The sequence below is a fragment of the Streptomyces sp. NPDC059718 genome, assembly GCF_042733315.1.
GTDB lineage: Bacteria > Actinomycetota > Actinomycetes > Streptomycetales > Streptomycetaceae > Actinacidiphila.
On the sequence record NZ_JBHWGA010000019.1, the window covers coordinates 1 to 23743 of the forward strand.

Annotated in this window: 22 protein-coding genes; 11 read left to right on the forward strand and 11 right to left on the reverse strand. The window is 73.2% G+C overall.

Annotation, left to right across the window (positions count from 1 at the left end; genetic code table 11):
* Positions 1 to 51: 51 nt before the first annotated feature.
* The 5 genes from hutH to ACFV3E_RS21795 all read right to left on the reverse strand — a co-directional run bounded on the left by hutH (position 52) and on the right by ACFV3E_RS21795 (position 5975).
* The gene (gene hutH / locus ACFV3E_RS21775) at positions 52 to 1632 is read right to left on the reverse strand and encodes a histidine ammonia-lyase (protein WP_500536237.1); all 1581 of its coding nucleotides are present in this window, start codon (positions 1630 to 1632) and stop codon (positions 52 to 54) included.
* Between the two features lie 126 nt (positions 1633 to 1758).
* Entirely contained in the window at positions 1759 to 2910 is a 1152-nt protein-coding gene (locus tag ACFV3E_RS21780) for a GGDEF domain-containing protein (protein WP_500536109.1), read from the reverse strand.
* 99 nt (positions 2911 to 3009) lie between these two features.
* Positions 3010 to 3813 (reverse strand): enoyl-CoA hydratase/isomerase family protein, encoded by an 804-nt coding sequence (locus ACFV3E_RS21785; RefSeq protein ID WP_500366836.1) that lies wholly within the window; start codon positions 3811 to 3813, stop codon positions 3010 to 3012.
* Positions 3814 to 3883: 70 nt separating this feature from the next.
* Positions 3884 to 4906, reverse strand: a complete 1023-nt coding sequence (locus ACFV3E_RS21790; protein ID WP_500536238.1) for an adenylate/guanylate cyclase domain-containing protein — start codon at positions 4904 to 4906, stop codon at positions 3884 to 3886.
* Between the two features lie 226 nt (positions 4907 to 5132).
* Positions 5133 to 5975, reverse strand: coding sequence for a biotin--[acetyl-CoA-carboxylase] ligase (locus tag ACFV3E_RS21795; RefSeq protein ID WP_500536110.1), 843 nt, complete (start codon positions 5973 to 5975; stop codon positions 5133 to 5135).
* A 217-nt stretch (positions 5976 to 6192) separates the two neighbouring features.
* Here ACFV3E_RS21795 and ACFV3E_RS21800 point away from each other — a divergent pair, with 217 nt between their 5' ends.
* From ACFV3E_RS21800 to ACFV3E_RS21815, 4 genes are all read left to right on the forward strand, one after another.
* A complete protein-coding gene (locus ACFV3E_RS21800) occupies positions 6193 to 7782 on the forward strand; it encodes an acyl-CoA carboxylase subunit beta (protein ID WP_500536111.1) in 1590 nt (529 codons plus the stop codon).
* A gap of 16 nt (positions 7783 to 7798) precedes the next feature.
* Positions 7799 to 8005 (forward strand): acyl-CoA carboxylase epsilon subunit, encoded by a 207-nt coding sequence (locus ACFV3E_RS21805; protein WP_500536112.1) that lies wholly within the window; start codon positions 7799 to 7801, stop codon positions 8003 to 8005.
* 92 nt (positions 8006 to 8097) lie between these two features.
* A complete protein-coding gene (gene mmpB, locus ACFV3E_RS21810; RefSeq protein WP_499513634.1) occupies positions 8098 to 8229 on the forward strand; it encodes a morphogenic membrane protein MmpB in 132 nt (43 codons plus the stop codon).
* A 14-nt stretch (positions 8230 to 8243) separates the two neighbouring features.
* Positions 8244 to 8855 (forward strand): Maf family protein, encoded by a 612-nt coding sequence (locus tag ACFV3E_RS21815; RefSeq protein WP_500536113.1) that lies wholly within the window; start codon positions 8244 to 8246, stop codon positions 8853 to 8855.
* 22 nt (positions 8856 to 8877) lie between these two features.
* Here the strand turns inward: ACFV3E_RS21815 and ACFV3E_RS21820 are convergent, their stop codons facing one another.
* Entirely contained in the window at positions 8878 to 9336 is a 459-nt protein-coding gene (locus ACFV3E_RS21820) for a hypothetical protein (RefSeq protein WP_500536114.1), read from the reverse strand.
* Positions 9337 to 9730: 394 nt separating this feature from the next.
* On the opposite strand from ACFV3E_RS21820, the gene ACFV3E_RS21825 reads away from it, so the two are divergent.
* Positions 9731 to 11503 (forward strand): acetyl/propionyl/methylcrotonyl-CoA carboxylase subunit alpha, encoded by a 1773-nt coding sequence (locus tag ACFV3E_RS21825; protein WP_500536115.1) that lies wholly within the window; start codon positions 9731 to 9733, stop codon positions 11501 to 11503.
* Positions 11504 to 11669: 166 nt separating this feature from the next.
* On the opposite strand, the gene ACFV3E_RS21830 is transcribed toward ACFV3E_RS21825, so the two are convergent.
* On the reverse strand, positions 11670 to 12659 hold the full coding sequence (locus ACFV3E_RS21830) for a DeoR/GlpR family DNA-binding transcription regulator (RefSeq protein WP_500335551.1): 990 nt from the start codon (positions 12657 to 12659) through the stop codon (positions 11670 to 11672).
* A gap of 178 nt (positions 12660 to 12837) precedes the next feature.
* A complete protein-coding gene (locus ACFV3E_RS21835; protein ID WP_500536116.1) occupies positions 12838 to 14286 on the reverse strand; it encodes an NAD(P)H-quinone dehydrogenase in 1449 nt (482 codons plus the stop codon).
* A gap of 63 nt (positions 14287 to 14349) precedes the next feature.
* Here ACFV3E_RS21835 and ACFV3E_RS21840 point away from each other — a divergent pair, with 63 nt between their 5' ends.
* The 3 genes from ACFV3E_RS21840 (at position 14350) to ACFV3E_RS21850 (ending at position 17763) form a co-directional block, all read left to right on the forward strand.
* Positions 14350 to 14787: a gamma-glutamylcyclotransferase family protein gene (locus ACFV3E_RS21840; protein WP_499513629.1), complete on the forward strand. Its 438-nt coding sequence runs from the start codon at positions 14350 to 14352 to the stop codon at positions 14785 to 14787.
* 134 nt (positions 14788 to 14921) lie between these two features.
* The gene (locus ACFV3E_RS21845) at positions 14922 to 15755 is read left to right on the forward strand and encodes a purine-nucleoside phosphorylase (RefSeq protein WP_500536117.1); all 834 of its coding nucleotides are present in this window, start codon (positions 14922 to 14924) and stop codon (positions 15753 to 15755) included.
* Between the two features lie 277 nt (positions 15756 to 16032).
* Positions 16033 to 17763 (forward strand): phospho-sugar mutase, encoded by a 1731-nt coding sequence (locus tag ACFV3E_RS21850; RefSeq protein ID WP_500536118.1) that lies wholly within the window; start codon positions 16033 to 16035, stop codon positions 17761 to 17763.
* 80 nt (positions 17764 to 17843) lie between these two features.
* Here ACFV3E_RS21850 and ACFV3E_RS21855 read toward each other — a convergent pair whose 3' ends face one another.
* The 3 genes from ACFV3E_RS21855 to ACFV3E_RS21865 all read right to left on the reverse strand — a co-directional run bounded on the left by ACFV3E_RS21855 (position 17844) and on the right by ACFV3E_RS21865 (position 20122).
* Entirely contained in the window at positions 17844 to 18497 is a 654-nt protein-coding gene (locus ACFV3E_RS21855) for a PH domain-containing protein (RefSeq protein WP_500536119.1), read from the reverse strand.
* 78 nt (positions 18498 to 18575) lie between these two features.
* Positions 18576 to 19538, reverse strand: coding sequence for a hypothetical protein (locus tag ACFV3E_RS21860; protein WP_500536120.1), 963 nt, complete (start codon positions 19536 to 19538; stop codon positions 18576 to 18578).
* Positions 19535 to 20122 (reverse strand): SigE family RNA polymerase sigma factor, encoded by a 588-nt coding sequence (locus ACFV3E_RS21865; protein ID WP_500366856.1) that lies wholly within the window; start codon positions 20120 to 20122, stop codon positions 19535 to 19537. The genes ACFV3E_RS21860 and ACFV3E_RS21865 overlap by 4 nt, the downstream gene beginning before the upstream one ends.
* Positions 20123 to 20252: 130 nt before the next feature.
* Between ACFV3E_RS21865 and deoC the strand changes: the two genes are divergently transcribed.
* Genes deoC through ACFV3E_RS21880 form a run of 3 tightly spaced genes read left to right on the forward strand, consistent with a single transcriptional unit; the run spans position 20253 to position 23651 of the window.
* A complete protein-coding gene (gene deoC / locus ACFV3E_RS21870) occupies positions 20253 to 21248 on the forward strand; it encodes a deoxyribose-phosphate aldolase (RefSeq protein WP_500536239.1) in 996 nt (331 codons plus the stop codon).
* Positions 21249 to 21256: 8 nt separating this feature from the next.
* Positions 21257 to 22753 carry an aldehyde dehydrogenase family protein gene (locus tag ACFV3E_RS21875; RefSeq protein WP_500536121.1) on the forward strand — a complete coding sequence of 499 codons (1497 nt, stop codon included), beginning with the start codon at positions 21257 to 21259 and terminating at the stop codon, positions 22751 to 22753.
* Positions 22746 to 23651, forward strand: coding sequence for an aldehyde dehydrogenase family protein (locus ACFV3E_RS21880; RefSeq protein WP_500536122.1), 906 nt, complete (start codon positions 22746 to 22748; stop codon positions 23649 to 23651). Before ACFV3E_RS21875 ends, ACFV3E_RS21880 begins: the two co-directional genes overlap by 8 nt.
* The last annotated feature ends 92 nt before the right edge of the window (positions 23652 to 23743 follow it).

The following is a 23743-nucleotide window of genomic DNA, read 5'->3' on the forward strand; positions in this document are numbered from 1 at the left end:
CGCGCGCCCCGGCCTCCGGCCGGGGCGCGCGGGTTCCGGTCGGGGTCGGTGTCAGGCGAGCGGGCCGGTGACCGACTCGGCCGCCGCGACCAGACCGCCGCCGCGCACGAAGTCGTACGCCGCCTCCAGGTCCGGGGACAGGAAGCGGTCCGGACCGGGGCCGCCCACTCCGGCCTCGCGCGCCGCCTTCACCACGGCCTGGGTCGCCGGGGCGGCCACCAGTACCTCGCTGCCCTGCACGCGCAGCTCGACGGCGCGTGACGCGGCCATCAGCTCGACCGCCACGATCCGGGCCAGGTTGTCCACCGCCTGCCGCAGCTTGCGCGCGGCCGACCAGCCCATCGACACGTGGTCCTCCTGCATCGCCGAGGACGGGATGGAGTCCACCGAGGCCGGGACCGCGAGCCGCTTGTTCTCGCTGACCAGCGCGGCCTGCGTGTACTGGGCGATCATCAGGCCGGAGTCCACGCCCGGGTCGTCGGCCAGGAAGGCGGGCAGGCCGTGCGAACGGCTCTTGTCCAGCAGCCGGTCGGTGCGCCGCTCCGCTATCGACCCGAGGTCGGCCGCCGCGATGGCCAGGAAGTCCAGCACGTAGGCGACGGGCGCGCCGTGGAAGTTGCCGTTGGACTCCACACGGTCTTCTCCAGAGCCTCCGGCCAGGGAGGTACCCCCGGCGAAGACGACCGGGTTGTCGATGGCCGAGACCAGCTCGCGGTCGGCGACCGTCATGGCGTGCGCCACGGTGTCCCGGCCCGCGCCGGCCACCTGCGGGGCGCAGCGGATCGAGTACGCGTCCTGGACCCGCGGGGCGTCGTCCTGGTGGTGCCCGGTGAGCCCGGAGCCGGCGAGCACGCGGCGCATGTTCTCGGCGCTGGCCGCCTGGCCGGGGTGCGGGCGGATCGCGTGGAGCTCGGGGGCGAGCACCTTGTCGGTGCCCAGCAGCGCCTCCATCGACAGCGCGGCGGTGACGTCCGCGGCGGTGAACAGCCGGCGCAGGTCGTCGATGGCCATGACGAGCATGCCGAGCATGCCGTCGGTGCCGTTGATGAGGGCCAGGCCCTCCTTCTCGCGCAGCTCGACGGGCTCGATGCCGTGCTCGGCCAGCAGCTCCGCGGCGGGGCGCACGACGCCGTCGGGGCCCTCCGCCTCGCCCTCGCCCATCAGGACCAGCGCGCAGTGCGAGAGCGGTGCCAGGTCGCCGGAGCAGCCCAGGGAGCCGTACTCGTGGACGACGGGGGTGATGCCCGCGTTGAGCAGCGCGGCCATCGTCTCGGCGACGACCGGACGGACACCGGTACGGCCGGAGGCCAGCGTCTTCAGCCGCAGGAACATCAGCGCGCGCACCACCTCGCGCTCCACGTGCGGGCCCATGCCGGCGGCGTGCGAGCGCACCAGGCTGCGCTGCAGCTGCGCGCGCAGCTCGGGGCTGATGTGCCGCACCGCGAGCGCGCCGAAGCCTGTCGAGACGCCGTAGACCGGCTCCGGTTTCGCCGCCAGGGCCTCCACGACCTCGCGCGCCGCGGCGATCCCGGCCAGCGCCTCCGCAGACAGCTCGACCCGCGCACCACCGCGGGCCACCGCCAGCACGTCCTCCGCCGCGGCCCCGTGGGCCCCGATCACCACGTTATGCATACTCATATTCACGAACCCTACGGACTGAATCGCTACCTGTCACGTGCCGGACGGGCCTCTTCCGCGCGGCCCTCGCCGCACCCGCCGGCCCGTCCCATGGTCCGCTCCCCGGCCTCCGGGCGGGCTTCAGTCCCGGCCCCGGAAGCGGCGCCGCTCCACGTCGTGGCCCGCGGGCTGGTCGGCGAGCCGGACCACCGGGTCCTCGGGCGCCCCGCGCCCGGCGACCACCGGCTCCACCGAGTGCAGGGCCTTCGCCCGGTACTGGGCCGCGTCCGCCAGCCGGAACAGCCGGCGCCCCGAGGTCACCACGCCGATCTCGGCGTCCGTGGAGGCCACCCCGACCGCCACCCCGTCGCCCAGCCCCAGCCACTTGGTCCGCACGCACAGCTCCTCGGCGACCACCACGACCTGCTCCGCGCGGTGCCCGACCGACAGCAGGCAGAACTCGTCGCCGCCCAGCCGCGCCACCAGGCTGCCCTCCAGGGCGGCCCCGCACAGCGACAGCACCGAGCCGAAGCCGACCAGCAGCCGGTCGCCGACCGCGTGCCCGAGCTGGTCGTTGACCCGTTTGAGCCCGTTGAGGTCGCAGACCATCAGGCTCACCGGGGTCCCGTCGGCCCGGTGCCGTTCCACCGCCTCCTCCAGCCGCTGGTCGACCGCCCGCCGGTTGGCCAGCCCGGTCAGCGGGTCGGTGAAGGCCAGCCGGCGCACCTCCGCCAGCCGCTCGGTCTGGGCGATCCCGGCCGCGGTGAGCGCCGCAAGCACGGTCGCGAACTCGGCGTCGTCCCGGTCGAAGACCGGCCGCCCGGCGCCCCGGGCCACGTACAGCTCGCCCCAGGCGAGCCCGTGCAGCATGATCGGCGCGACGACGCAGGAGGTGCGGCCGCGCCGCCGCAGCGTGGCCACCCGCTGGTGGCAGTAGGCACCGGTACGGCCCTCCGCCGGGCCCTCGGCCGTCTCGATCCAGGCGTGCGGCTCGCCGCCCTCGGTCCACTTGGCGTGCAGGAACTCCACGATCTCCGGGAAGTCCGCGACCGAGTACACCTCCTCGACGGGCTGCGGCTCCTCGCCGGGCGCCAGGTCCCCGTCGTTGACCAGCACCCGCAGCCGTCCCCGGTCGCGCTCCCAGCGGGAGATCGCCGCCATGGAACCGCCGAGGGCGAACCGCGCCGAGGACGCGGCGGCGACGGCCGCCTCCATGGGCGACTTCGCCGCCGCCACCGCCCGCGCGAGTTCGGCGACGGCGCGCAGTCGAGCGTCCCCGCCGGTGCCGTTCATGCGCCCGTCTCCTGTCGCCCGCAGACTTTTTACCAGTTTGCGACGTTCGCACGGCCCCGCACGTTACGCGCCCGTCGGCACGGTCGTTTCCCGCCTCAATCACTCACCCGGCCACACCGGGTCGCGCTTCTCGTTGAAGGCCGCGACACCCTCGGTGCGGTCCCCGGAGAAGGCGACCGTGCGCCACGCGGCGTCCTCGACGTCCAGCCCGGTCCGCAGGTCCGTGCCCTGGCCCAGCCGCAGCGCCCGCTTGGCCGCACGCAGGCCCACCGGCGAGTTCCCGGCGATCCGCGAGGCCAGGCCGAGCGCCTCCACACGGTCCTGGCCCTCCTCCGCGAGCACGTCCACCAGACCCAGCGCCAGCGCCTCCGCCGCGGGCACCCGGCGCCCGGTGAAGATCAGCTGCGCCGCCCGGGCCGCGCCCACCCGGCGCGGCAGCAACTGCGTGCCGCCGCCACCGGGGATCACGCCCACCGTGACCTCCGGCAGCCCCACGACGGCCGTCGGGTCGGCGACGATCACGTCGCACGCCAGCGCCAGCTCGTACCCGCCGCCGAGGGCGAAGCCGTGCACCGAGGCCACGGACGGCATCGGCAGTTCCAGCACGGCCGTGTAGGCGGCCCGCGTGTACGGGCGCTGCCGCGCGAGGTCGGCGTCGGTGAAGGAGTTGCGCTCCTTCAGGTCGGCGCCCACGCAGAACGCCCGCTCGTGGGTCGAGGTGAGCACGGCACAGCTGACCGACCGGTCGGCGGACAGCGCCGCGCACGCCTCGGTGACCGCCCGGGCCATGTCCGTCGAGATGGCGTTCATCGCCTTGGGCCGGTCCAGCACCAGTTCCGCCACCCGCCCGGCGTCACCGTGCCTGCGTACCGCCACCCACTCGCCAAACCGCTGCTCGGCCATCGCGCCGCCACCTCCGGGTCGCTGTTAACGATCGTGAACCGTCGACCGCCAGCGTAGTGGGCGTGCCCGCTCAGCCGCCCCGGCGGTTTAGCAGCCAGGGCTCGACCACGCCGAGACCACGCACCGGCCGCCGCCACATGGGCTGCAGCCCGAAGCGGTACTTCTCCTCCGACCCGGGCTCGATCTCCGCCTCCGACTCGGGTGCCTCGCCCGCCGCGACGAGCGCCTGCGCCAGCTCGCCGTCGACGAGCACCGCGTCCCGTGGCGCTATCGAGGTCAGCCGGCTCGCCAGGTTCACCGTGGTGCCGAAGACGTCGCCCATGCGGGTCGTGACGGTGCCGAAGGCCATGCCCACGCGCAGCGCCGGCATCGTCTCGTCGCCGTTCATCGTCTCGATCAGCCGCATGCCGATCTCGGCGGCCGTGCCGGCGTCGTCCGCGACGAACAGCACTTCGTCACCGAGGGTCTTGATGAGCCGTCCGCCGTGCGCGGCCACCTGGTCGGCGGCCGTGGTCTCGAAGGCCTCGACCAGCTCGCCGAGTTCCTCCTCCTCCAGCCGCCGGGTGAGCCGGGTGAAGCCGACGAGGTCGGCGAAGCCGACCGCCAGCCGGCGGTCGACGGCCTCCTCGTCGTCCGAGCGGACGACCCGGCTGGTGGCGGCGGCGAGCTGGCGCCGCCACACGTAGGTGAGGAACTCCTCCAGCTCCGGCAGCAGCAGCTCGACCAGCGGATAGGCCACCTCGCCCCGGGTCATGCCGGGTTCGGGCGGCTCGGTGAGCTCCTCCAGGAAGGAGTCGGTCTGCCACTCGGCCAGCCGGGCCGTGGTCTGGCCGGTGGAGCGGGCGACCTGGATCGCCGTGCTCTCGCTGATCAGCCCGGCCTCGACCAGACCGGCCAGGCGGCGCAGCGCCAGGACGTCGGCCTCGGTCAGCGCGCGTGCCTGGCCGATGTCGGCGAAGCCCATCGCGCGCCAGAACCGGGCGGCGAGGTCCATGGAGACGCCGGCGCTGCGGGCCGCCTGAAAGGGTGTGTAGTGCCGTCCGGAGCCCAGGATCAGGTGCTCCAGGCGCAGTGCGATCGGGTCCTCTTCGATGGCGTGGGACCGGGCGGATCCGCCCCGTTCCTCGGGCTCCTCGCGCTCGTCGCGGTCCTCGTGTTCCGCCTGTTCGCGACGAGGCCCGCCCGGCTCTTCGTGCGGCGGGAGGTCGCTCGCGTCGTCCACGGTCACCGCCCGCCCCCTCCTGGGTCCCTGCGCACCGGCCCTTCCGATCACCGCGTCGGAGGCTGCCGCCTCAACAATACGGCAGGTGTGGCCTGGCTCACTGTCCCGCTGGCCGCACGTGCACGACGTCGCCCGCGGCGACCGCCCGCTCGCCCTCGCCGGTCGCGACGACCAGCCGCCCGTCGTCGTCGACGGCCACCGCCCGCCCGCCGACCTCGCCCCCGCCGGGGAGTTCGGCGCGCACGGTGCGGCCGAGCGTCACGCAGCCGGCGGCGTACGCCTGCTGCAGCCGGGAGCCGGCCGGATCGCCGTCGGCGCGCAGCCACTCGCCGTACCAGTCGGCCACGGAACGCAGCACCGCGCGCAGCAGCGGGTCGCGGTCGGTGACCTTGGCCCCGGCGAGCATGAGCGAGCCCGCGGCGGGGACCGGCAGCTCCTCCTCGCGGAGGGTGACGTTGAGGCCGATGCCGATCACCACGGCGTCGTCGCCCACGCGCTCGGCGAGGATGCCGCCGGTCTTCCGTTCCTCGCCGTCGACGGTGACCAGCACGTCGTTCGGCCACTTCAGCCCGGTGTCCACGCCCGCCGTCCGCGCCACGGCGGTGGCCGTCGCCACACCGGCCAGCAGGGGCAGCCAGCCCCAGCGCCGGGGCGGGACGGAGGTCGGCCGCAGCAGCACGGAGAAGAACAGCCCGGAGCGGGCGGGGGCCTGCCACTGGCGGTCCAGGCGGCCGCGCCCCGCGGACTGCTCCTCGGCGACCAGCACCGCGCCCTCGGCGGCGCCCTCCCGGGCCCGGGCGCCCAGGTCGCTGTTGGTGGAGCCGGTGGAGTCGACCACGTCCAGGTCGGTCCACAGGCTGTCGGGGGTGACGATCGCGCGGCGCAGGGCGGCCGCGTTGAGCGGCGGCCGCTCGAGGTCGGACCAGCGGTTCGAGGTCATACCTCCCAGCCTAGGGTCTGCCCTCCGGATCGCCGCGGACGTGCCCGCCGGGGCCCGGGACGACGCGGCGGCCGGGAAGGCGGACCCTGGGAGTGGAGTGTGGCCAACGCCGCACTGACCGGGCAGCATCCGCGCGGTTACGCTACGAAAACAGCATTACTCGCCAGTCACGTCACACCCTCAGAACGACCCGACGAGAGCAGGAGAGCCGCCTCCCATGGCCGAGCCGGAGATCGACATCCACACCACCGCGGGGAAGCTCGCGGACCTGCGCCGCCGCGTTGACGAGGCGACCCACGCCGGCTCGGCGCGCGCGGTGGAGAAGCAGCACGCCAAGGGCAAGCTGACCGCGCGCGAGCGCATCGAACTGCTGCTGGACGAGGGCTCCTTCGTCGAACTGGACGAGCTGGCCCGGCACCGCTCGACCAACTTCGGCCTGGAGAAGAACCGCCCCTACGGGGACGGCGTCGTCACCGGCTACGGCACCGTGGACGGCCGCCCGGTGGCGGTCTTCTCGCAGGACTTCACCGTGTTCGGCGGCGCGCTCGGCGAGGTCTACGGCGAGAAGATCGTCAAGGTCATGGACTGGGCGCTGAAGACCGGCTGCCCGGTCATCGGCATCAACGACTCCGGGGGCGCGCGCATCCAGGAGGGCGTCACCTCGCTCGGCCTGTACGGCGAGATCTTCCGCCGCAACACCCACGCCTCCGGCGTCATCCCGCAGATCTCGCTGATCCTGGGCCCCTGCGCGGGCGGCGCGGTCTACTCCCCCGCCATCACCGACTTCGTGGTGATGGTCGACCAGACCTCGCACATGTTCATCACCGGCCCGGACGTCATCAAGACCGTCACCGGTGAGGACGTCGGCTTCGAGGAACTGGGCGGCGCCCGTTCGCACAACACCGTGTCCGGCAACGCGCACCACATGGCCGGCGACGAGAAGGACGCCATCGAGTACGTCAAGGCGCTGCTGTCCTACCTGCCGTCCAACAACCTCCAGGAGGCCCCGGCCTTCCCGCAGGAGGCGGAGCCGGAGGTGTCGGCGGAGGACCTCGAGCTCGACGCCCTGATCCCGGACTCGGCGAACCAGCCGTACGACATGCACCAGGTCATCGAGCACGTCCTGGACGACGGCGAGTTCCTGGAGACCCAGGTGTTGTTCGCGCCCAACATCGTCACCGGCTTCGGCCGGATCGAGGGCCACCCGGTCGGCGTCGTCGCCAACCAGCCGATGCAGTTCGCCGGCTGCCTGGACATCAACGCCAGCGAGAAGGCGGCGCGTTTCGTCCGCACCTGCGACAGCTTCAACGTCCCGGTCGTCACCTTCGTCGACGTCCCCGGCTTCCTGCCCGGCACCGACCAGGAGTGGAACGGCATCATCCGGCGCGGCGCCAAGCTGATCTACGCCTACGCCGAGGCCACGGTCCCGCTGATCACCGTCATCACGCGCAAGGCGTTCGGCGGCGCCTACGACGTCATGGGCTCCAAGCACCTGGGCGCCGACCTCAACCTGGCCTGGCCGACCGCCCAGATCGCCGTCATGGGCGCCCAGGGCGCCGTCAACATCCTGCACCGCCGGACCCTGGCCGAGGCGGGCTCCCCGGAGGAGGCGGAGGCGCTGCGCGCCCAGCTGATGCAGGAGTACGAGGACACCCTGCTCAACCCCTACGTCGCCGCGGAGCGCGGCTACGTCGACGGCGTGATCCTGCCCTCGGAGACCCGCACGCACCTGGTGAAGGCGCTGCGGACGCTGCGCAACAAGCGCGAGAGCCTGCCCCCCAAGAAGCACGGCAACATCCCCCTGTAAGGAGCGCAGCCCAGCCATGGTGATCAAGGTCGAACGGGGCAACCCGACCCCCGAGGAGCTGGCGGCCGTCGTGGCCCTCGTCCAGGCCCGGGCCGCGGCGGCCGCGGGGCCCGCCGACGGCCCGCTGGCGTCCGACGAGTGGGCCTCCCCCGCACGCAACGTCCCCGGCCGGATGCTGCGCCCGGCGCCGGCGGCCTGGCGCGCCACCTACTGGCCGCACTGAGCACGGAGCGGACGGAAATGGTCCGCATGCCCGCCCGCGCCTGAGTATCCGTACTCAGGCGCGGGCGTCCGCCACGGCGCAACCTGGACGGCATGCTGTGGTCAGACCCGTCCGACGAACCCCCCGAGGAGATGCGGCAGGCGCAGGCGATGCTGCGCCGCGCGATGATCGTGATCGCCGTCGCCGTCCCCCTGATCACGGCCCTGGTGGCCTGGCGCGGCTGACTACGATGACGGGCATGACCGACAGCAGCCGCAGCCCCCGCCCGCTCGTCCTCGCCTCCGCCTCCCCCGCGCGCCTGGGACTGCTGAAGCAGGCCGGGCTCGACCCGCGGGTCGTCGTCAGCGGCGTCGACGAGGACGCGATCAACGCGGACACCCCCGCCGAGCTGGCCCGGGTGCTGGCCGAGGCCAAGGCCTCGGTGGTCGCGGCCCAGCTCTCCGACGGCGAGGTCGTCGTCGGCTGCGACTCCGTCCTGGACCTGGACGGCCAGGCGCTGGGCAAGCCGGCCGACGCCGAGGACGCCACGGCCCGCTGGAAGTCCATGCGCGGCCGCTCCGGTGTGCTGCGGACCGGTCACTGCGTCATCGACCTCGCCACCGGCCGCCGGGTCTCGGCCACCGCCTCCACCACGGTGCGGTTCGGCACCCCGGACGACGAGGAGATCGCCGCCTACGTCGCCTCGGGCGAGCCGCTGTACGTGGCCGGCGCCTTCACCCTCGACGGCCGTTCCGCGCCGTTCGTCGAGGGCATCGAGGGCGACCACGGCAACGTCATCGGCATCTCGCTGCCGCTGCTGCGCCGTCTGCTCGCCGAGCTGGACCTGCGCATCACCGACTTCTGGGTCTGACCGGTCCGACCGGTCGGCCCGGTCAGACGGCGGCGGGGGCCACCGGCGGCGGGGGCGTGCTCCCCCCGGGCTCGTCGCCCGGACCCGGGGCCGGACCGGCGGCCGGGGCCTCCTCCCCCGCGTAGAGCACCAGGGCGAGCACCACGAACCCCAGGATCACCATCATCCCCACGAACGCCGCCCAGCCCACCGGGGCCGCCAGGCCCGCGCCCAGGACCGCGTGGGTCACCGCGCACACGATGAGCACGATCCGGCCGAAGCGGCCCGGCGCCCGGTCGCGCTGCGCCATGCGGACGAGGACGACCGCGCACCCGATGAGGAAGAGCGCCATCAGCACACCGGCCGCCCACGCGCCCACCGCCATGGCGTCCGGATCGAGCCCGGCCAGGGACATCTGCTGGTGGCGCACGGCTATGCCCATGATCCAGTTGACGAAGGCGAAGCCGAACGCCTCCAGGACCAACAACACAGCCGCCGCCACGGCGACACTTCTGCGCACTGCGCGCCCCCTGTCCCAGGACCCCATTACCGGCGGTATTTCGTGGGCCGAACGCTACTAACGGGTAGGAGTTGCGGCAAGAGTCCGCGCGGCACCACCCGTATGGGGCGCCGGTCCGGCAAAGATTTCCCCGGGCCTTCGTGGAGTTCCCACAAAAAAAGCGCCACGTCGGCCACGGTGGAGGACGGTGACCCGGCCCACACCCCAGGGCCTCAAGCACCGGGATAAATGGGGCTTTACCGTAGGAAGCCAAGGCATCCGGGTCCCGATTGGGGGCCCGTATCACCCTCCGTGTGGGCAAGCTCACCCCCAGGGGTGCCTCGGCACGAAGTGTCGCCAGTACCTAAACTCTGCTTGTTTCAAGGAGGGAGCCATCGTGCGCAAGGTGCTCATCGCCAACCGCGGTGAAATCGCAGTCCGCGTCGCCCGTGCCTGCCGGGATGCCGGGATCGCCAGCGTGGCCGTCTACGCGGAGCCGGACCGGGACGCGCTGCATGTGCGCGTGGCCGATGAGGCGTACGCGCTGGGCGGTGACACCCCGGCCACCAGTTACCTGGACATCTCCAAGGTGCTGGCGGCCGCAGCCGAGTCCGGGGCCGACGCCGTCCACCCCGGCTACGGCTTCCTGTCGGAGAACGCCGACTTCGCCCAGGCCGTCCTGGACGCCGGGCTCACCTGGATCGGCCCCCCGCCGCAGGCCATCCGTGACCTCGGCGACAAGGTCGCCGCCCGCCACATCGCCCAGCGCGCCGGAGCGCCCCTGGTCGCCGGCACCCCCGACCCCGTGTCGGGCGCCGACGAGGTCGTGGCCTTCGCGCGCGAGCACGGCCTGCCGATCGCGATCAAGGCCGCCTTCGGCGGCGGCGGCCGCGGCCTGAAGGTCGCCCGCACCCTGGACGAGGTCCCCGAGCTGTACGAGTCGGCCGTCCGCGAGGCCGTCGCCGCCTTCGGCCGCGGCGAGTGCTTCGTCGAGCGCTACCTCGACAAGCCCCGGCACGTGGAGACCCAGTGCCTGGCCGACAGCCACGGCAACGTCGTGGTCGTCTCCACCCGGGACTGCTCCCTGCAGCGCCGCCACCAGAAGCTGGTGGAGGAGGCCCCCGCGCCCTTCCTGACCCCGGAGCAGAACGCCCAGCTGTACGCGGCGTCCAAGGCCATCCTCAAGGAGGCCGGCTACGTCGGTGCCGGCACCTGCGAGTTCCTGGTCGGCACGGACGGCACCATCTCCTTCCTGGAGGTGAACACCCGTCTGCAGGTCGAACACCCGGTCACCGAGGAGGTCACCGGCATCGACCTGGTCCGCGAGATGTTCCGCGTCGCCGACGGCGAGGAGCTCGGCTACGACGACCCGCCGCTGCGCGGTCACTCGTTCGAGTTCCGCATCAACGGCGAGGACCCCGGCCGGGGCTTCCTCCCCGCCCCCGGCACCGTCACCCGTTTCGACGCGCCCACCGGCCCCGGTGTGCGTCTGGACGCGGGTGTCGAGGCCGGCAGCGTGATCGGCCCCGCCTGGGACTCCCTGCTGGCCAAGCTGGTCGTCACCGGCGCCACCCGGCAGCAGGCCCTGCAGCGCGCCGCGCGCGCCCTGGCCGAGTTCCAGGTCGAGGGCATGGCCACCGCCATCCCGTTCCACCGCGCGGTGGTCGCCGACCCCGCCTTCGCGCCCGAGGTCCACGGCAAGCCCGGTCCGTTCACCGTCCACACCCGGTGGATCGAGACCGAGTTCGTCAACGACATCAAGCCCTTCGCCGCCCCGGCCGACGCCGAGGAGGACACCGAGCCCGGCCGCGAGACCGTGGTGGTCGAGGTCGGCGGCAAGCGGCTGGAGGTCTCCCTGCCCGCCTCGCTGGGCATGACCCTGGCCCGCACCGCCGCCGCCGGCGGTGCCCGCCCCAAGCGCCGTGCCACCAAGAAGGCCGGCTCCGCCGCCTCCGGTGACTCCCTGACCTCCCCGATGCAGGGCACGATCGTCAAGATCGCCGTCGAGGAGGGCCAGCACGTCAACGAGGGCGACCTCGTCGTGGTGCTGGAGGCGATGAAGATGGAGCAGCCCATCAACGCCCACCGCGCCGGCACCATCAAGGGCCTCACCGCGGACGTCGGCTCCTCCGTCTCCTCGGGTGCCCTCCTCTGCGAGATCAAGGACTGACGTCCCGTCCGCGGACGGCAGCACGAACGCCGCGGGCCCCAGCCGGTGATCGGCTGGGGCCTGCGGCGTTCTCCGTCCGGGACGGCCCAGGTGTGGCCCAGGGCCTGTCGTCACATTGCCGCCTGCCCCGCCCTCCGGGCGGCCGACGTCGATGTGACGACAGGCCCTAGCGGCGCCGCGGGGCCAGGTCGGCGATCCGGGCGGCCTGCTGCTCCCCGGCCAGTTGGGCGGTGCGCAGCGGGGACATGCCCGACACGCCGCCGCCCGACTGGCCGGCGGCCCTGGCGCGCGGCTCGCCGGGAGCCGTACCGCCCGGATAGTTGCCGGAGGGGTGCTGATGGCGCCGGGGGCCCGGCACGGGCGGCATCTCCCGTCGCTGCCGCCCGTGGGGCATCCCGTTGTCCGCCCCGTCGGTCGACGCGACGGCGACCTGGACACCGCGGTCGGCCAGAGCCTGGAGCTCCGTCGCGGCGCGGTCGTCGCCCGCCGGCGGTTCGTCCGTGACCAGATGCGTGATCAGGTCCGTGGGCACGGTCTGGAACATGGTGTCCGTGCCCAGCTTGGTGTGGTCGGCCAGGACCACGACCTCCGCCGCCGCCTGGACCAGGGCCCGGTCGACGCTGGCGGAGAGCATGTTGGACGTGGACAGCCCGCGTTCCGCGCTCAGTCCCGCCCCGGACAGGAAGGCCCGCGACACCCGCAGCCCCTGCAGGGACTGTTCGGCGCCGCTGCCGACCAGCGCGTAGTTGGAGCCGCGGAGCGTGCCACCGGTCATGACGACCTCGACCCGGTTCGCGTGCGCCAGGGCCTGTGCCACCAGCAGGGAGTTGGTGACGACGGTCAGCCCCGGCACCCGGGCGAGCCGGCGTGCCAGCTCCTGGGTGGTCGTGCCGGCGCCGACGACGATGGCCTCGCCCTCCTCGACGAGACCTGCCGCGAGATCGGCGATCGCCGTCTTCTCCGCGGTCGATAGATGGGATTTCTGCGGGAAGCCGGACTCCCTGGTGAAGCCCCCCGGCAGCACCGCACCGCCGTGCCGGCGGTCGAGCAGTCCTTCTGCCTCCAGCGCCCGCACGTCACGCCGTACGGTCACTTCCGAGGTCTGGACGACGCGGGCGAGCTCACGGAGCGAAACCGCTCCGTTGGCGCGCACCATTTCGAGGATCAGTTGGCGACGTTCTGCTGCGAACACGAAACTGACAGTAACGCCAATGACCGTCTGCTATCAGCAGTTTGCACCGATTAACAGAAGTTGTTCGCAGTGCCGGACGTCCCGTGCTATAGAGACAATGGCATTCGCTCGGTCGACGACCGGCCTGCGCCGGAGGCGGGTCTCAGAGCTCCCCGGCCGCCTTGCGGGTCGCCAACTGCCGTGCGGCTTCGGCGATCGAGCCGGACAGCGACGGGTAGACCGTGTAGGTGTTCGCCATCTGCTCGACGGTCAGATTGTTGTCGACCGCGATCGAGATGGGGTGGATGAGTTCGCTCGCCCGCGGCGAGACGACCACACCGCCGACGATGATGCCGGTGCCCGGACGGCAGAACAGCTTCACGAAGCCGTCCCTGATGCCCTGCATCTTGGCGCGCGGGTTGCGCAGCAGCGGGAGCTTGACGACCCGTGCGTCGATGGCGCCCGCGTCGACGTCGGCCTGGGTGTAGCCGACGGTCGCGATCTCGGGGTCGGTGAAGACGTTCGAGGAGACCGTCTTGAGGTTGAGCGGGCCGACCGTCTCGCCCAGGAAGTGGTACATCGCGATCCGGCCCTGCATGGCCGCGACCGAGGCGAGCGCGAAGACGCCCGTGACGTCACCGGCCGCGTACACGCCGGGGGCCGAGGTGCGGGAGACCTTGTCGGTCCAGATGTGGCCGGAGTCCTTGAGCTTGACGCCCGCGCCCTCCAGGCCCATGGCGGCGGTGTTCGGTATCGCGCCGACCGCCATGAGGCAGTGGCTGCCGGTGATGACCCGGCCGTCGGAGAGGGTGACCTCCACGCGGTCGCCGACCCGCTTGACGGACTCGGCACGGGAGCGGGCCATGACGTTCATGCCGCGGCGGCGGAAGACGTCCTCCAGGACGGCGGCCGCGTCCGGGTCCTCGCCGGGCAGGACGCGGTCGCGGGAGGAGACGAGCGTCACCTTGGAGCCGAGGGCCTGGTACGCGCCGGCGAACTCGGCGCCGGTCACACCGGAGCCGACCACGATGAGCTCCTCGGGGAGCTCGTCCAGGTCGTACACCTGCGTCCAGTTGAGGATCCGCTCGCCGTCCGGCTTCGCGTCGGGCAGCTCGCGGGGGCGGCCGCCGGTGGCGATCAGGACGGCGTCGGCGGTGAGGGTCTCGGAAGTGCCGTCTGCCGCCTCGACGATGACGGTGCGCGAGCCGTCGATCGCCTGCATGCCCTCCAGCCGGCCGCGGCCGCGCATCACCCGGGCGCCCGCACGGGTGACGGAGGCGGTGATGTCGTGGGACTGGGCGAGCGCGAGGCGCTTCACCCGTCGGTTGACCTTGCCGAGGTCGACGCCGACGACCCGGGCGGCCTGCTCGATGTGCGGTGTGTCGTCCGCCACGATGATGCCCAGTTCCTCGTACGACGAGTCGAAGGTGGTCATCACCTCGGCCGTCGCGATCAGGGTCTTGGACGGCACGCAGTCGGTGAGCACCGAAGCCCCGCCCAGACCGTCGCAGTCGACGACGGTCACCTCCGCGCCCAGCTGGCTGGCCACGAGGGCCGCTTCGTATCCGCCGGGTCCGCCACCAATGATCACGATCCGAGTCACGTACCCCATTGTCCCGCACGCGCCAAGTGATCACTTACGGGGGCGGTGCCCCGCTGTCGTACTCTCATGACCATGTCGCTCTACGCCGCCTACGCCGGCAACCTCGACGCCCGGCTGATGACGCGCCGCGCCCCGCACTCGCCCCTGCGCGGCACCGGCTGGCTCAGCGGCTGGCGCCTCACCTTCGGCGGCGAGCAGATGGGCTGGGAGGGCGCGCTCGCCACCCTGGTGGAGGACCCGCTGCACCAGGTCTTCGTCGGGCTGTACGACATCGCCCCGGTCGACGAGGAGCCGATGGACCGCTGGGAGGGTGTCCCGCTGGGCATCTACCGGCGCCACATGGCACGGGTGCACACCCTCGACGGCGACGTGCCCGCGTGGCTCTACGTCCTCAACGACTACGAGGGCGGCCTGCCGTCCGCGCGCTACCTCGGCGAGATCGCCGACGCGGCGGAGTCCGCGGGCGCCCCGCACGACTACGTCATGGAACTGCGCAAGCGTCCCTGCTGACCCGCCGGCAACGACGGCCGCAGGACGTCCGGAAGGTCCCGCAGGGCCCGTCAATCGTCGGATCCTCCGAAATTTCGCAGACCGTGACCTGGGACGTCTACGCGCGTAGGAGAGAACCGGCTACTCTCATCCGCGTGAACTCTTCCGCAACTCCCCACGCCGCCCGAGCCCCGCTGGGCGACCCGTACGCCGCCGCCACGGCCGCCGCCGCCCGGCTGCGCGAGCTGACCGGCGGCGAGACCCACGACGTCGCCCTGGTGATGGGCTCCGGCTGGGTGCCGGCCGCCGACGCCCTCGGCGAGGCCGAGTACGAGTTCGACGTGACCGAGTTGCCGGGCTTCCCGCCGCCCGCCGTGGCCGGTCACTCCGGCAAGGTGCGCTCGGTGCGGATCGGCGACAAGCGGGCGCTGGTCTTCCTGGGCCGCAACCACTTCTACGAGGGCCACGGCGTCGCCACCGTCGCGCACGGCGTGCGCACCGCCGTGGCCGCCGGCTGCAAGACCGTCGTCCTGACCAACGGCTGCGGCGGGCTGCGCCCCACCTACCGTCCGGGCCAGGCCGTGCTGATCAGCGACCACATCAACATGACGGCCGCCTCGCCGATCGTCGGCGCCAACTTCGTCGACCTCACCGACCTGTACTCGCCGCGGCTGCGCGCCCTGTGCAAGGAGGTCGACCCCTCCCTGGAGGAGGGCGTCTACGTCCAGCTCCCCGGCCCGCACTACGAGACCCCGGCCGAGATCAAGATGGTCCGGGTCATCGGCGGCGACCTCGTCGGCATGTCCACCACCCTGGAGGCCATCGCGGCCCGCGAGGCGGGCGCCGAGGTGCTCGGCATCTCCCTGGTGACCAACCTCGCCGCCGGCATGACGGGCGAGCCGCTGAACCACGAGGAGGTCCTGGAGGCCGGCCGCGACTCCGCCGCGCGGATGGGCAGCCTGCTCGCCCAGGTGCTCGAGCGGATCTGACCGCCCCGCACCCCCGGTGGGGCGGGCCGGCGCACCCGTACGGGCACGCCGCGCGCGATCCCGGGGGTGCCCGCACCCTGGTTAGGGAAGGCGTGCCACGGGGAGGTAACCGGGCGGCGCCCGTCGCGGCAGCCCGCTCCGCCGCCGCCCGGCCGGACGGGATCCCGCCGCGCGGCCTCCCGCTGTGGCATCGGTCGCGGGCAGCACGGGCCGGAGGCCCCAGGCCGACCCGCGCACGGCGCGGGCGGCACCGAAGACGACATCGCAGGAGCATCACGTGGCAAGCGCAAGCGAGAAGGCGGAGCTGATCCCTCAGGCGCGCACCTGGCTGGCCGAGGACCCGGACCCCGACACCCGGGCTGAGTTGGAGGCGCTGCTCACGGCCGTCGAGTCGGGCGACCCGGTGGCGGCCGAGGACCTCGCGGCGCGGTTCGCCGGCACCCTGCAGTTCGGTACGGCGGGGCTGCGCGGGGAGATCGGCGCGGGCCCGATGCGCATGAACCGCTCCGTGGTCATCCGGGCCGCCGCCGGTCTCGCCGCGTACCTCAAGGCGCAGGGCCAGGGCGACGGGCTGGTCGTCGTGGGTCACGACGCCCGCCACAAGTCGGTGGACTTCGCCCGTGACACCGCCGCCGTCATGGTCGGCGCGGGCCTGCGGGCGGCCGTGCTGCCCGGGCCGCTGCCCACGCCGGTGCTGGCCTTCGCGATCCGTCACCTGGGCGCCGTCGCGGGCATCGCCGTGACCGCGAGCCACAACCCCCCGCGTGACAACGGCTACAAGGTCTACCTGGGCGACGGCTCGCAGATCGTCCCGCCCGCCGACGCCGGGATCGCCGGCGAGATCGCGGCGATCGGCCCGCTGACCGGCGTCCCGCTGGCGGACGAGGGCTGGCAGGTCCTCGGTGAGGAGGTCGTCGAGGCCTATTTGGACCGCGCCGCCTCGGTCGTGGACCGGCACACCCCGCGCGACATCTCGGTCGTCTACACCCCCCTGCACGGTGTCGGCCGCGACGTGCTGACCGCCGCCTTCGAGCGGGCCGGGTTCGGCGCCCCGCACGTCGTCGCCGAGCAGGGCGAGCCCGACCCGGACTTCCCGACCGTCGCCTTCCCCAACCCGGAGGAGCCGGGGGCGATGGACCTGGCCTTCGCCGCGGCCCGGGCCCTCGGCCCCGACGTCGACATCGTCATCGCCAACGATCCCGACGCCGACCGCTGCGCCGTGGCCGTGCCGGACCGCACCGCCGCGGACGGCTGGCGGATGCTGCGCGGCGACGAGGTCGGCGCGCTGCTCGCCACCCACCTGGTGCACCGCCGGGCCAGCGGAACCTTCGCCGCGAGCATCGTCTCCTCCTCCCTGGTCTCGCGCATCGCGGCCCGCGCGGGACTGCGCTACGCCGACACCCTGACCGGCTTCAAGTGGATCTCCCGGGTGGAGGACCTGCGGTTCGGCTACGAGGAGGCCCTGGGCTACTGCGTGGACCCCGTGGGCGTGCGGGACAAGGACGGCGTCACCGCCGCCCTGGCCGTCGCGGAACTGACCGCCGAGCTCAAGGCCAAGGGCCGTACGCTCTGCGACCTGCTGGACGACATCGCCCTGGAGTACGGGCTGCACGCCACCGACCAGCTCTCGGTACGGGTCGCCGACCTGTCGGTCATCGACGACGCGATGAGCCGGCTGCGGGAGCGGCCGCCCAGCTCGCTGGCCGGTCTCGCCGTCGTCACCGCCGAGGACCTCTCCCAGGGCAGCGCGCAGCTGCCGCCGACCGACGGCCTGCGCTACCGGCTGGCCGGCTCCCCGGGAGCCGGTGTGGAGTCGGCGCGGGTGATCGTGCGGCCGAGCGGCACCGAGCCCAAGCTGAAGTGCTACCTGGAGGTCGTGCTGCCCGTGCCGGGCGCCGACCGGCTGGCCGGCGTGCGCGCCCAGGCAGCCGACGTCCTCGCGGCCGTCAAGGCCGACCTCGCGACCGCCGCCGGGCTCCCCCGGGACGAGGCCGCGGCGAAGGCCTGACGCTCCGGTAACGCCGACGCCCCGGTCGTGCCCGCTCGGGCACGACCGGGGCGTCGGGGTATGCGCCCGGGTCCGCCGGCTCAGCCGATGGCGAGCAGGACGATCAGCACGACCGCCCCCGCCACCGCCGGGGCGATCACCTCGTACGCCCAGCGGACCGTGACCTCGCCCTGCGCGCCCTCGTGGCCGCCGTGCCGCTCCGCGAGCTCGCGCAGTTCGTCCACGACCCGGTCGGACCAGGCCCGGGCCGAGTCCGTGGCGCCGGGACGGGACCCCAGCGTCGCGCCCGGGTCGCCCGCCGCGGCGGCGCGCGTCTTGGCCCGCGCGGCCCGCTTGCGGGCGCGCATCGACACGGGGACGGCCCACAACTGGTACTTCTTGCCCTCCGCGAACAGCTCCGTCGAGTACCCCGAGCGCAGCCCCTCCACGGCGCTCCAGGGCGCGGTGACGGTGCGGAACGGGTTGCGCACCAGAAGCCGGTCGTCACCGGCCAGGACGACCGGACGCAGGGTGAACGCGACGACCAGCGGCACGATCAGCAGCAGCAGCGCGAGGGCCACCCAGGGCGTGTCGCCCGTACCGCGCACGATCGCGTCGATGCCGAGCCACAGCGTGATGGCGAGCATGAGCACGCCGCCGACGACGCCGGCCGTCGAGCGGTAGGAGCGCTCGGCGTACTTCGGCTGCCCGGGGTCGGGCTGCGGTTCGGGGGCGGGGTTCTCGGAACTCGTCATGAGATCAGATTGTGCCTGACCCCGGCCCTGCGCCCCGCGGGGCGGAGGTTGCGTTAGTGCATCGGCGTCAGCGGCCGCCTACTGGTACCCCTTGTCCTCCCTGGAGTCGTAGACGCGCTTGCCCGCCGCGTCGTAGCCCTGGATGTGCGGCAGGGAATCCTCCGGCGCGGCGAGGACCCCGGTCGCGACGAAGTAGCCGTGGTCGAGCACCGCCTGCCGGGTGACGCCGCCCCAGGAGACGGTGACCTTGGCGACCCCGGGCTCGACCGTGCCGATGCTGCCCCAGCGGAAGGGGAAGTGGTACGGCAGCCCCGGGCCGGTGGTGCCGTCCTGCTTGTAGAGCCGGTAGGCGTTGTCGTCCGGCACGACGGGCCCGCGGCCGGGAGCGCCGTCCGCTCCGACGCTGCTGTTGATGCCGCCCGCCTTGCCGTCCTTGTCCGTGCAGATCAGGCGGGCGGGGGCGCCGTCCACGGTGCCGACCGCCACCACACGGATGCCGTCGCCCGGGGAGTTCTTGTCGCCGGTGGCGTTCAGCGCGAGGATCACGCGGTAGTCATCGGCCTTCCCGTAGTCGCTTGCGAAGGCGGACGCCTTGGGCTGGTGTTGCCCGCCGTACGCCAGGCACCTCTCCAGCACCTCGCCCGCCCGCTCCATCGTGATCCCGTCCGCCAGTTGCCCCGGCGTCGCGGGGCCTTCGGGGCCGCTCGCCCGCGCCGGGGCGGAGGTGCGCGGCTGGGCGGCGCTCGCCGTCACGGACGGCCGGGAGTCGTGGGCCGGCAGGGCGGTCGTGCCGGCACCGCCGGGCTGGTAGTGCATCGCGACGGCCGTGCCCGGCACCGCGACCAGCGCCGCCAGCCCGGCCCCGGCGGCGAACACCCGGCGTCTGCGGCTCGTCCTGCCCCGGCGCACGATCGTGGCGTAGGGCGCCTCGCCCGTGCGCAGCCCGTCCGTCTGTTCCTCGAGGAGCTCGCGCAGCTGCGCCTCGAACTCCGTGTCGCCGTCCGCGGGGCCGAACCCCGCCGTATCGCCCTTGTCCCTCATCGGACCCCTCCTTCGACCCTCGTGTCCTTCGCCGGGCCCCATGGCCCCGTCCTCGTCCCTGTGGCCGCCCCGGCGGCGACCGGCTCCGCGGCCACCACGGCCGTGCCCAGCCTGGCCCGCAGCTTGGCCAGGCCCCGGGCCGCCTGGCTCTTGACCGTCCCGGCCGAGCAGCCCAGCGCATGGGCCACCTCGGTCTCCGACAGGTCGTCCCAGTACCGCAGCACGACCACGGCCCGCTGCCGGGCGGGCAGCTCGCCGAGCGCCGCCAGCAGCTCCTCCCGCAGTGCCACCCGCGCCGTGGGATCGGCTCCGGCACCTTCGGGCGGTACGTCCGTGAGCCGTTCGGCCACGCGTTTCTTGCGGAACCGGTCCTTGTTGCAGCTGATCAGGATCCGTCGCACGTAGGCGTCCGGATTGTCGCTGCGCTGCACCCGCCGCCAGGACCGGTAGGCCTTGGCCAGCGCGGTCTGCGCCAGGTCCTCGGCGTGATGCCGGTCACCCGTGAGCAGATAGGCGGTCCTGACCAGATGGGTCCATCTGGCACGGACGTAGCCTTGGAACTCCGCCTCGTCGTCTGGATTCATCGATGACCCCCTTCACCCACCAGACCACCGGTTCCGCCGATTCGGTTGCCGGACCCCCCGTACGGGGACAGTCGGACCCGTTCCGACCGGTGACATTCGCTACGCGCGTAGATATGCTGGTCTGGTGACCATGCCCACCACTGTTCCCGCTCACGGCCCCGACGCCGCGGCCCGGCTGGCGTCCATGGCCGACGTCACGGCCTCCGACGCCGCGCTGCGCCGCTTCCTGCACGGGCTGCCCGGCGTCGACGCGGTCGGCCTCGAAGGCCGCGCCGCAAGCCTCGGCACCCGTTCGATCAAGACCACGGCGAAGGCGTACGCCATCGACCTGGCGATCTCGATGATCGACCTGACCACGCTCGAAGGCGCGGACACCCCCGGCAAGGTCCGGGCGCTGTCCGCCAAGGGCGTCAGCCCGGACCCGACCGACCGCACGACCCCCCGGGTCGCCGCGATCTGCGTCTACCCGGACATGGTCGCGACCGCCAAGGAGGCCCTCGGCGACTCCGGCGTGCACGTCGCGTCCGTCGCCACCGCCTTCCCGGCCGGCCGCGCCGCGCTGCCGGTGAAGCTCGCCGACACCGCCGACGCGGTGGCCGCGGGCGCCGACGAAGTGGACATGGTCATCGACCGCGGCGCCTTCCTCGCCGGCCACTACCTGAAGGTCTTCGAGGAGATCAAGGCGGTCAAGGAGGCCTGCCGCCGTCCCGACGGCAGCTCCGCCCACCTCAAGGTCATCTTCGAGACCGGTGAGCTGGCGACGTACGACAACATCCGCCGCGCCTCCTGGCTCGGCATGCTCGCCGGCGCCGACTTCATCAAGACCTCCACCGGCAAGGTGGCGGTCAACGCCACCCCTGCCAACACCCTCCTGATGCTCGAGGCCGTGCGCGACTTCCGCGCCGCCACGGGCGTCCAGGTCGGCGTGAAGCCCGCCGGTGGCATCCGCACCTCCAAGGACGCCATCAAGTTCCTGGTCCTCGTCAACGAGACCGTGGGCGACGAGTGGCTGAGCAACGAGTGGTTCCGTTTCGGCGCGTCCAGCCTGCTGAACGATCTGCTCATGCAGCGCCAGAAGCTGAGCACCGGCCGCTACTCCGGTCCCGACTACGTGACGGTGGACTGAGAACCCCGATGACACAGACCAAGAAGAACCAGCAGCCCCAGCGGACCCAGCCGGCCGGGCAGCCGAAGACGGGCTCCGCCTTCGCGTACGCGCCGGCGCCCGAGTCCCGCTCCGTCGTCGACATCGCCCCCTCCTACGGCCTGTTCATCGACGGCGAGTTCACCGACGCCGCCGACGGCCGGGTCTTCAAGACCGTGAGCCCGTCCAGCGAGGAGGTCCTCTCCGAGGTCGCCCGGGCCGGCGAGGCGGACGTGGACCGGGCCGTCGAGGCCGCCCGCAAGGCCTTCGCGTCGTGGTCGGCGCTGCCGGGCTCCGAGCGCGCCAAGTACCTGTTCCGCATCGCCCGGATCGTCCAGGAGCGCTCGCGCGAGCTGGCCGTCCTGGAGTCGCTGGACAACGGCAAGCCGATCAAGGAGACCCGCGACGCCGACCTCCCGCTGGTCGCCGCGCACTTCTTCTACTACGCCGGCTGGGCCGACAAGCTCGCGCACGCCGGCTTCGGCCCGGCCCCCCGTCCGCTGGGCGTGGCCGGCCAGGTCATCCCGTGGAACTTCCCGCTGCTGATGCTGGCGTGGAAGATCGCCCCGGCGCTGGCCACCGGCAACACGGTCGTCCTCAAGCCGGCCGAGACCACCCCGCTGTCGGCGCTGTTCTTCGCCGACATCTGCCGCCAGGCGGGCCTGCCCAAGGGCGTCGTCAACATCCTCCCCGGCTACGGGGACGCCGGTGCCGCGCTGGTCGCGCACGAGGGCGTCGCCAAGGTCGCCTTCACCGGTTCCACCGCCGTCGGCAAGCAGATCGCCCGCACCGTCGCCGGTACGAAGAAGAAGGTCACCCTGGAGCTGGGCGGCAAGGGCGCCAACATCGTCTTCGACGACGCGCCGATCGACCAGGCCGTCGAGGGCATCGTCAACGGCATCTTCTTCAACCAGGGCCAGGTGTGCTGCGCGGGCTCCCGCCTGCTGGTCCAGGAGTCCGTCGCGGACGAGGTGCTGGACGCGCTCAAGCGCCGGCTGTCGACGCTGCGCGTCGGCGACCCGCTGGACAAGAACACCGACATCGGCGCCATCAACTCCGCCGAGCAGCTGGCCCGGATCACCGCGCTCGCCGAGGCCGGCGAGGCCGAGGGCGCGGAGCGCTGGTCGCCGGCCTGCGAACTGCCCTCCGCGGGCTACTGGTTCGCGCCGACGCTCTTCACCGGGGTCACCCAGGCGCACCGGGTCGCCCGCGAGGAGATCTTCGGCCCGGTCCTGTCGGTGCTGACCTTCCGCACCCCGGCCGAGGCCGTGGAGAAGGCCAACAACACCCCGTACGGCCTGTCCGCCGGGATCTGGACGGAGAAGGGCTCGCGCATCCTCTCGGTCGCGAACCAGCTCCGGGCCGGTGTGGTGTGGGCCAACACGTTCAACAAGTTCGACCCGACCTCGCCCTTCGGCGGCTACAAGGAGTCGGGCTTCGGTCGCGAGGGCGGCCGCCACGGCCTGGAGGCGTACCTCGATGTCTGAGAAGTCCGAGACGGTGCGGCTGTCCGTCTTCAAGACCTACAAGCTGTTCGTCGGGGGCAAGTTCCCCCGCAGCGAGAGCGGGCGGGTGTACGAGGTGACCGACGCCAAGGGCAAGTGGCTCGCCAACGCCCCGCAGTCCTCCCGCAAGGACGCCCGTGACGCGGTGTCCGCCGCCCGCAAGGCCTTCGCGGGCTGGTCGGGCGCGACCGCGTACAACCGCGGGCAGGTCCTCTACCGCATCGCGGAGATGCTGGAGGGCCGCCGGGAGCAGTTCGTCCGCGAGGTCGGCGAGGCCGAGGGGCTGTCGAAGTCCAAGGCGGCGGCCGTGGTGGACGCCGCGATCGACCGCTGGGTCTGGTACGCCGGCTGGACCGACAAGATCGCCCAGGTCGTGGGCGGTGCCAACCCGGTGGCGGGGCCGTACTTCAACCTGTCGAGCCCCGAGCCGACCGGGGTCGTCGCGGTCGTCGCGCCGCAGGAGTCGTCCTTCCTCGGCCTGGTCTCGGTGGTCGCCCCGGTGATCGCCACCGGCAACACCGCGGTCGTGGTGACCAGTGAGCGGGCCCCGCTGCCCGCCCTGTCGCTGGGCGAGGTGCTGGCCACCTCCGACCTGCCGGGCGGGGTCGTCAACATCCTGTCCGGCCGCACGTCCGAGGTCGCGCCGACGCTCGCCGCGCACATGGACGTCAACGCGCTCGACCTGGCGGGGACGGTGGACGACGCCGCGCTGGCGAAGGAGCTGGAGGTCGCCGCCGCCGACAACCTCAAGCGCGTGCTCCGTCCACAGGCTGTGGACTGGGCCGCCGAGCCCGGCACGGACCGCCTGACGGCCTTCCTGGAGACCAAGACCGTCTGGCACCCCGCGGGTGCCGGCGCGGCCTCGGGCTCCGCTTACTGACCCGGTCCCCCCGGCGGCCCGTCCCGTCGCCGGGGGACCTGCACCTCCCGCACGGCCCGGCGGCGGGTCCCCGCGACCGATGTGTCCCCGCG

What these genes read in the sequence shown, in the direction of transcription:
- ACFV3E_RS21860 (WP_500536120.1), bottom strand. Translation starts at nt 19,538, where the DNA reads ATGAGGGACAAGGGCGATACGGCGGGGTTCGGCCCCGCGGACGGCGAC.
- ACFV3E_RS21785 (WP_500366836.1), bottom strand. Translation starts at nt 3,813, where the DNA reads ATGGCCGAGCAGCGGTTTGGCGAGTGGGTGGCGGTACGCAGGCACGGT.
- ACFV3E_RS21840 (WP_499513629.1), top strand. Translation starts at nt 14,350, where the DNA reads ATGTCGCTCTACGCCGCCTACGCCGGCAACCTCGACGCCCGGCTGATG.
- ACFV3E_RS21805 (WP_500536112.1), top strand. Translation starts at nt 7,799, where the DNA reads ATGGTGATCAAGGTCGAACGGGGCAACCCGACCCCCGAGGAGCTGGCG.
- ACFV3E_RS21800 (WP_500536111.1), top strand. Translation starts at nt 6,193, where the DNA reads ATGGCCGAGCCGGAGATCGACATCCACACCACCGCGGGGAAGCTCGCG.
- ACFV3E_RS21835 (WP_500536116.1), bottom strand. Translation starts at nt 14,286, where the DNA reads ATGGGGTACGTGACTCGGATCGTGATCATTGGTGGCGGACCCGGCGGA.
- ACFV3E_RS21880 (WP_500536122.1), top strand. Translation starts at nt 22,746, where the DNA reads ATGTCTGAGAAGTCCGAGACGGTGCGGCTGTCCGTCTTCAAGACCTAC.
- ACFV3E_RS21865 (WP_500366856.1), bottom strand. Translation starts at nt 20,122, where the DNA reads ATGAATCCAGACGACGAGGCGGAGTTCCAAGGCTACGTCCGTGCCAGA.
- ACFV3E_RS21780 (WP_500536109.1), bottom strand. Translation starts at nt 2,910, where the DNA reads ATGAACGGCACCGGCGGGGACGCTCGACTGCGCGCCGTCGCCGAACTC.
- hutH (WP_500536237.1), bottom strand. Translation starts at nt 1,632, where the DNA reads ATGCATAACGTGGTGATCGGGGCCCACGGGGCCGCGGCGGAGGACGTG.
- ACFV3E_RS21795 (WP_500536110.1), bottom strand. Translation starts at nt 5,975, where the DNA reads ATGACCTCGAACCGCTGGTCCGACCTCGAGCGGCCGCCGCTCAACGCG.
- deoC (WP_500536239.1), top strand. Translation starts at nt 20,253, where the DNA reads ATGCCCACCACTGTTCCCGCTCACGGCCCCGACGCCGCGGCCCGGCTG.
- ACFV3E_RS21875 (WP_500536121.1), top strand. Translation starts at nt 21,257, where the DNA reads ATGACACAGACCAAGAAGAACCAGCAGCCCCAGCGGACCCAGCCGGCC.
- ACFV3E_RS21830 (WP_500335551.1), bottom strand. Translation starts at nt 12,659, where the DNA reads ATGGTGCGCGCCAACGGAGCGGTTTCGCTCCGTGAGCTCGCCCGCGTC.
- mmpB (WP_499513634.1), top strand. Translation starts at nt 8,098, where the DNA reads ATGCTGTGGTCAGACCCGTCCGACGAACCCCCCGAGGAGATGCGGCAG.
- ACFV3E_RS21855 (WP_500536119.1), bottom strand. Translation starts at nt 18,497, where the DNA reads ATGACGAGTTCCGAGAACCCCGCCCCCGAACCGCAGCCCGACCCCGGG.
- ACFV3E_RS21815 (WP_500536113.1), top strand. Translation starts at nt 8,244, where the DNA reads ATGACCGACAGCAGCCGCAGCCCCCGCCCGCTCGTCCTCGCCTCCGCC.